The sequence below is a fragment of the Deltaproteobacteria bacterium genome (genome assembly GCA_011773515.1).
Taxonomy (GTDB): Bacteria; Desulfobacterota; Deferrimicrobia; order J040; family J040; genus WVXK01.
The window spans coordinates 69093-75871 of the sequence record WVXK01000048.1 but is presented as its reverse complement, the minus strand read 5'-3'; the positions used below and the strand labels follow the sequence as shown (position 1 = coordinate 75871).

5 protein-coding genes and 1 pseudogene (1 of these 6 only partly in view) are annotated in these 6779 nt (G+C 49.3%); all 6 read left to right on the top strand.

Annotated elements, in window-relative coordinates; genetic code table 11:
- The first annotated feature begins 261 nt into the window (after positions 1-261).
- Positions 262-2202 (top strand): LPS assembly protein LptD, encoded by a 1941-nt coding sequence (gene lptD, locus GTN70_04745; protein ID NIO16290.1) that lies wholly within the window; start codon positions 262-264, stop codon positions 2200-2202.
- A 10-nt stretch (positions 2203-2212) separates the two neighbouring features.
- Positions 2213-3277: a glucose-1-phosphate thymidylyltransferase gene (locus GTN70_04740; protein ID NIO16289.1), complete on the top strand. Its 1065-nt coding sequence runs from the start codon at positions 2213-2215 to the stop codon at positions 3275-3277.
- Between the two features lie 14 nt (positions 3278-3291).
- Positions 3292-3747, top strand: a complete 456-nt coding sequence (locus GTN70_04735) for a dTDP-4-dehydrorhamnose 3,5-epimerase (protein ID NIO16288.1) — start codon at positions 3292-3294, stop codon at positions 3745-3747.
- Positions 3747-4787, top strand: a complete 1041-nt coding sequence (rfbB, locus tag GTN70_04730; GenBank protein ID NIO16287.1) for a dTDP-glucose 4,6-dehydratase — start codon at positions 3747-3749, stop codon at positions 4785-4787. The genes GTN70_04735 and rfbB overlap by 1 nt, the downstream gene beginning before the upstream one ends.
- Entirely contained in the window at positions 4711-5622 is a 912-nt protein-coding gene (gene rfbD, locus GTN70_04725) for a dTDP-4-dehydrorhamnose reductase (protein NIO16286.1), read from the top strand. The genes rfbB and rfbD overlap by 77 nt, the downstream gene beginning before the upstream one ends.
- A gap of 325 nt (positions 5623-5947) precedes the next feature.
- Positions 5948-6779 (top strand): annotated as a pseudogene (locus GTN70_04720) (GTP-binding protein) (it continues 902 nt past the right edge of the window).

The following is a 6779-nucleotide window of genomic DNA, read 5'->3' as shown; positions in this document are numbered from 1 at the left end:
CAGGCCTTGTTTTCCTAACGGGGTCTTTTGTTACCGCGGAAAACTACTACACGTTTACGGATAGCTATGAAGCGCTGGCGCAAAAGGGTTAGAGCACAAATACATATATGTGTCCTGCTCTCCATCTGTGGGTATGCTTTCAATGTTTTCGCACTCGAGTTGCCTCCTCCTTCCGTTTTAAAAAATTTCCTGAATTTCGACGCGGAAAAAATTTCCATTTCGAAAGAAAGGGGAGTTTTGGAGGCAACAGGGGGGGTGCAGATGGAATACGAGGGAAAAGAGATCAAGGCCGGGAAGTTGACATACTATTTCGAAAAAGAAGTTCTCGAGCTGGACGGTGGCGTTACCTTCATCGATGAGGACATAGAATTTTCATTCTCGAGAGTAACGATAAACGTCAAAGAGAAAAGTTCCGTTCTCTACGACGGCTATATTCACGTCAAGAGCGAGCACCTCATCGTGAGCGCCGAAAGATTTGAAGAGCTCACAAAGGACAGATACAGGATTTTCAAAGCCAAATTTACCACCTGTGACGCGTGTGAAAAGGCTGACTGGCGCATAAAAATAAGGAGAGGAACTTTGACGCTGGGAGGATATGCAACGGGAATGGGAATTTCGCTCGATATCAGGGACAGGCCTTTTTTCTGGTTTCCCTATGCATTTTTCCCGGCTAAAACCGACCGCGAATCAGGCTTTTTGCTCCCCAAGTTCTCCACAAGCAGGACGAAAGGTAACAGGGTGGAGCTTCCCTTCTATATCGTTACATCGGATTTCTCCGATTTTACCCTGAACCTGGACCATATGTCGAAGAGGGGATTCAAGCCAGAGGGGGACTTAAGGTACCGGCTCACAGAGAAATCAAAGGGAAGGATCGAGGGTGCGTACATCAATGACAGGGAGTTTGACGATGAGCGGTACCGGGTTCGGTATGAAAGCAACGTGACGGGTGAATTCCCCTTTTTCGCAACCACCAATGTAGATTACCCTTCAGACGAAGATTACTACACGGACTTTGAGGAAGATATCTACCTGCGCTCTTCCAGGCAGGTGATCAGTGATCTCTCGACGGGATATGAGGAAAAAGATCTCTATTTCGAGGTGTATGGAACCTACACCGAGGATCTCTTTCCCGTCGGAGATAAAAGTGAGACCGTGCAGCTGCTTCCCGCCGTCCGGGCTGCTTTGCGGAAAACGAAGTTTCTCCGTCACTTCTTTACCAGCGGAAATCTGGAAATAAAAAATTTTTATACCTCTGCCGATGGGTCAACACAGAAGGGAAATATCGATTTTGCTGCCGAAATCCCCATCAAAATTGGGAACGTCCTCATTTTTCACGCATACTCAAACATTGTCGACGGATTCTATTACTACGACGGCCCGCAGGGGGGCAAAGAAACGGAAAATTTCGCATACTGGGACAACCGCGGGACGCTAAAGACGTCCCTTTCCAAAAGGTACGCCAGGAAAGCCCGTGAGTTCGTGCACAGACTGGACCCTTACCTTACCCTCCAAAAGACACAGCGCCTTTCCGGTTTTTCCCCCCTGGTCATAGAACCTACAGACAGGGCCCCTGAGAAAGAGAGGATCATCTTCGGCATCAGGAACACCTTCACGAGTATCTATGGAAAGAACGACATCAGGGATACAGGGGGTTTCGTCGTTAAGTATTCTTACGATTTTGAGAGAAACGTTGACAGCTCAACAAATCTCATTGATCCCTTCTCTGAATATTTCAGGACCTATCAGGATCAGATCGATATCGCCGTCGACGGGACTCTCTCCGGGGACCTGAGATCCGATCTGTATTTCGAAGGATACCTGAAAGCAACCGCAAATCTTGACCTGAGCACGGAGGGTTTTTACGATACCAGAGGGGGAGTCGTGGACAAGTTATCTTTTGGATTGAATTACGACAACAAAGATAATACGTTCATATCAATGATGGTGAGACACACCAGATCGCTTGCCACAGACCTGAATCTTGGCTATAACAACAGGATCATCAGGTGGTTGCGGGTCAAGGGTTGGCTCAACTATTCACTCAAGGACGATGTGGTTATCGAGAACACTTCTTTCTTTGAATATATTCCCAGAAGCGAGTGCTGGAGTTTAACATTCGGTGTGAGCAGAAAAACGAGGCCGGCTGAGACATCCTATTCACTCTTTTTCTCTCTCAGGGGGCTGGGGGCAATAGGCAAATAGGAGAAAGGGTATGAAAGGTCTGATCTTGAGTGGAGGAAAGGGAACGAGGTTGAGGCCGCTGACCTACACGAGCGCCAAACAGCTGATACCCGTGGCGAACAAGCCGGTGCTCGAGTACTGCATCGATGCCATGCGCGAGGCGAACATCGAAGATGTGGGAATCGTTGTCGGCGAGACGAAAAAGGAGATCGTCGAAGCCGTTGGAGACGGGTCCCGGTACGGGCTGAAAGTCTCGTATATCGAGCAGGACGCCCCTCTCGGGCTTGCTCATGCAGTCATGGTTTCCGAGGAGTTCATCGGCAAGAGCAGTTTCGTCATGATGCTGGGCGACAACCTGATAATGGACGGAATTGCCCGATTTGTAGAAAGTTTCGACAAGGATAACGCAAACAGCCATATACTCCTTGCAAAAGTTCAAAATCCGAACCAGTTCGGCGTTGCCGTGATAAAGGACGATAAAGTGGTAGATCTGATCGAAAAACCCAAGGAATTTATTTCCGACCTGGCACTTGTCGGCGTGTATCTCTTTGACGATAAGATATTCGAAGCGGTAACACAAATACGGCCATCCTTCCGTGGGGAGCTTGAGATAACGGATGCAATTGCATGGCTGATCAAGAACGGCTATACCGTGTCGCACCACCTCGTTTCTGGATGGTGGAAGGATACGGGAAAACTGGAAGATATCCTCGAGGCGAACAGAATGGTTCTCGACAAGATTGAGATGCGCGTTGAGGGAGAAATAGACGGGAATTCAACGGTTGAGCTGAAAGTGGTGGTGGAAAAGGGTGCAAGAATCGTGAACAGCAGAATACGGGGCCCAGCCATCATCGGCCGGGACTCAGTCATCGAGGATTCCTACATAGGTCCGTTCACCGCCATCGCGGCCGGTTGCGTGGTAAAGGGAGTAGAAATCGAACAGAGCATCATTATGGACGAGTGCGAAATCGTCGATGCCGGCGCACGCATATCAGATTCCCTTCTGGGAAAAAACGTTATTATCCGGAAAACTGCAGGACTCCCCAAAACCATGCAGATAATGGCAGGGGACAGTTCGATGATAATCATTCCTTAACAACAGGAGGGTGTATGATATCCGGTGTCGAGATAAAAAAACTGAAGGTCATCCCTGATGAACGGGGCAGGCTGATGGAGATACTCCGCAGCGATGATGACCTCTTTTTACAATTTGGCCAGGTCTATATGACAACGGGGTATCCGGGAGTCGTCAAGGCGTGGCACTATCACAAGAATCAGTGGGATAACTTCTGCGTTGTGAGAGGGATGCTGAAGGTGGTCCTTTACGATGGCAGGGAGGATTCGCCAACCAAGGGTAACATCATGGAGCTGTTCATGGGGGAATATAACCCAATCCTGGTTAGGATTCCGCCGAAGGTCTTCCATGGGTTCAAGTGTGTCAGCGATCAGGAGGCCCTCCTCATAAATATCCCGACGGAAAAATATAATCACGACTCCCCCGATGAGTTCAGAATACACCCGCATGATAACGATATCCCATACTCATGGGAGAGGAAGGATGGCTGATGAACATATTCGTGGCCGGCGGGGCGGGATTTATCGGAACAAACTACATCAGGTATATGCTAACCAGATATCAGGATGTGTCGATTACCAATTTCGACTACCTTACCTATGCAGGAAACCTCAAGAATCTCATGGATGTTGAAAGCGACCCGAGATATCGTTTTGTCAGGGGGGACATCGCTGACATAGGCACGGTTGATGAGAATCTCTCAGAAAAAGTCGACGTTGTCGTAAACTTTGCCGCGGAATCACACGTGGACAGGAGCATAGAAGACCCGACCCTCTTTGCCCGAACCAATGTTCTCGGCACCGGTGTCCTCCTCCACGTTGCAAGAAGCAAAAAGATACCCAGATTCGTTCAGATTTCTACCGATGAGGTTTACGGGTCTCTCGGAAAAGCAGGTTATTTCACGGAGAGCACGCCGCTTGCACCCAACAGCCCCTATGCGGCATCGAAAGCTTCAGCGGATCTGATTGCACGCGCCTTTTTTAAGACGTATGGTTATCAGGTCATCATAACGAGGTGCTCGAACAATTATGGGCCGTATCAGTTTCCCGAGAAGCTCATACCCCTTTTTGTAACGAACGCCCTTGAGGACAAGCCTCTCCCCCTCTACGGAGACGGCCTGAATATAAGAGACTGGATCTACGTTACCGATCACTGCGAGGCTATCGATATGGTCGCTCGAAACGGGATACCGGGAGAAGTCTACAACATCGGCGGCGAAGAGGAAAAAGCAAACATCGACATCACGCGATCTATCCTTGACCTGCTCGGTAAACCTCACAGTCTCATAAAATATGTTGCGGACAGACCGGGCCACGACCGCCGGTATGCCATGGATATCTCCAAGATAAACAAAGAGCTCGGCTTCACACCAAAGACAAATTTCAACGACGGATTACGCAGTACCATTGCGTGGTACAGGGAAAATGACTCCTGGTGGAGGGATGTGAAGAGCGGTGAGTATATTCAATATTATCAAAAGATCTACGGAAAAAAGCTCGAGAAAGAGGAAGGTCCTCATACTCGGGGCTGAGGGAATGTTTGGCCATGACATGTTCAACGTCCTCTATGATTCTTATGACGTGGTGGGAAAAACCAGGAGAGAAGTCGACGTAACGCTCTTTTCCGACGTGTCCAGATCCATACGATCCCTTAACCCGGACATTGTCGTCAACGCTTCGGGTTACACGCGTGTTGACGATGCCGAGGATAACAGGGAAGAGGCGATGAACGTCAATTCCCATGCGCTGAGAAATATTGCAACAGTGTGCAAGGAAAAAGGGTCCGTGCTCGTTCACATCAGCACCGACTTTGTTTTCGACGGCAAATCGGATCGTCCCTACACGGAAGATGACCTTCCATCCCCGATCAACGCCTATGGAGAATCAAAGCTCGGAGGAGAAAGGGAGGTGATCGCATCGGGGTGTGAATACCTCATAATAAGGACCCAGTGGCTGTTCGGTTCCCGGGGAAAAAACTTTGTTTTTTCGATCATCGACAGGCTGATAAAAAGCCGCGAAGTCTCTGTTGTGGATGACCAGTGCGGTTGTCCAACCTACACCCTTGACCTGGCCTTTGCGGCCGAAAAGCTTATCGATCGCAACCAGCGGGGAATATTTCACTTTTCCGGCGATGGAGCAGTTACCTGGTACGGTTTTGCCTGCAAAATTGCCGAGCTCAGCATTCCCGGAGAGGTGAGAATAATTCCCATCGAAAGCGCCGACCTTTCCCTTAAAGCCCGTCGTCCTCGAGACAGCGTGTTGTCCAAGGAGAAGTACAGGAAAGCGACGGGAGAGGACCCGAGACACTGGGAAGTGATGCTCAGGGATTTTCTGAAAAAAACCTATGAAGGCGGCGTTGCATGGTAGGAACGAGAGCAGCACCCCACTCATGCGCACGCGGTATGACCTGGCTGCCAGGCCACGTTCGATTTTCTTGAAAATCTTTAAAAACTAACTATTTTTTCTTTTTTCGCCTTGATGGGGGAAGAAAAGGCCGAGATTTCACAAAAATGTCTTCCCTGTCCCTTTCAAGGAAACGATCATAATGCACTGCCGCTCCAAAACTCCGTTGCCCGGCGTTAAAGCTCACGAAAAAAACAGGGGATAATGATTTACCTTCAGGACTATTTTGCGCGACAGGCAGGTCACTATATAGTAAAATTAAGAATTTGAATTTTTATCGACGCATACGATGAAAAAGCGAATCAGGAACTTTGCGATAATTGCCCATATCGACCACGGTAAGTCGACTTTAGCAGACCGGCTCCTGGAGCTCACGGGTACGATATCCCAGCGGGAAAAAGTGAACCAATTTCTCGACTCCATGGACCTTGAGAGGGAGCGGGGGATAACCATCAAAGCCCAGACCGTGAGGATCGGCTACACTGCAGCCGATGGAGACTACTATTTCCTCAACCTCATAGATACTCCCGGCCACGTTGATTTCTCATATGAAGTATCACGGAGTCTCGCCGCATGCGAGGGAGCGCTTTTGATCGTGGATGCAACACAGGGTGTAGAGGCGCAGACCCTTTCCAACGTTTATCAGGCAGTAGACCAGGAGCTGGAGATAGTCCCGGTAATCAACAAAATTGACCTTCCAAACGCTGATCCGGAGAGTGTGAAAAGGGAAATAGAAGAGATAATAGGCCTCGATACGGAACATCTCGTTCTGGCGAGCGCCAAGACGGGAGAAGGGACACAAGAAATCCTTGAAAAAATCGTGAGCGTCATCCCACCGCCGGCTGGAGTGGATGATGATCCCCTGAAAGCCCTCGTGGTCGATTCGTGGTTTGATTCCTACCAGGGAGTTGTTACCTTGATCAGGGTTTTCGACGGTAAGCTTTCAACGGGGGACAGGGTAAAACTCATGTCGACCGGCAAGTCGTTCGAAGTGGCAAAAATAGGCGTTTTCAATCCCTATGCGACGGTTGTAAATCAGCTCGGGGCAGGTGAGGTAGGCTTTTTCATAGCCGGAATCAAAGACGTGAGGGAGGTAAACGTTGGCGATACCGTCACCATCG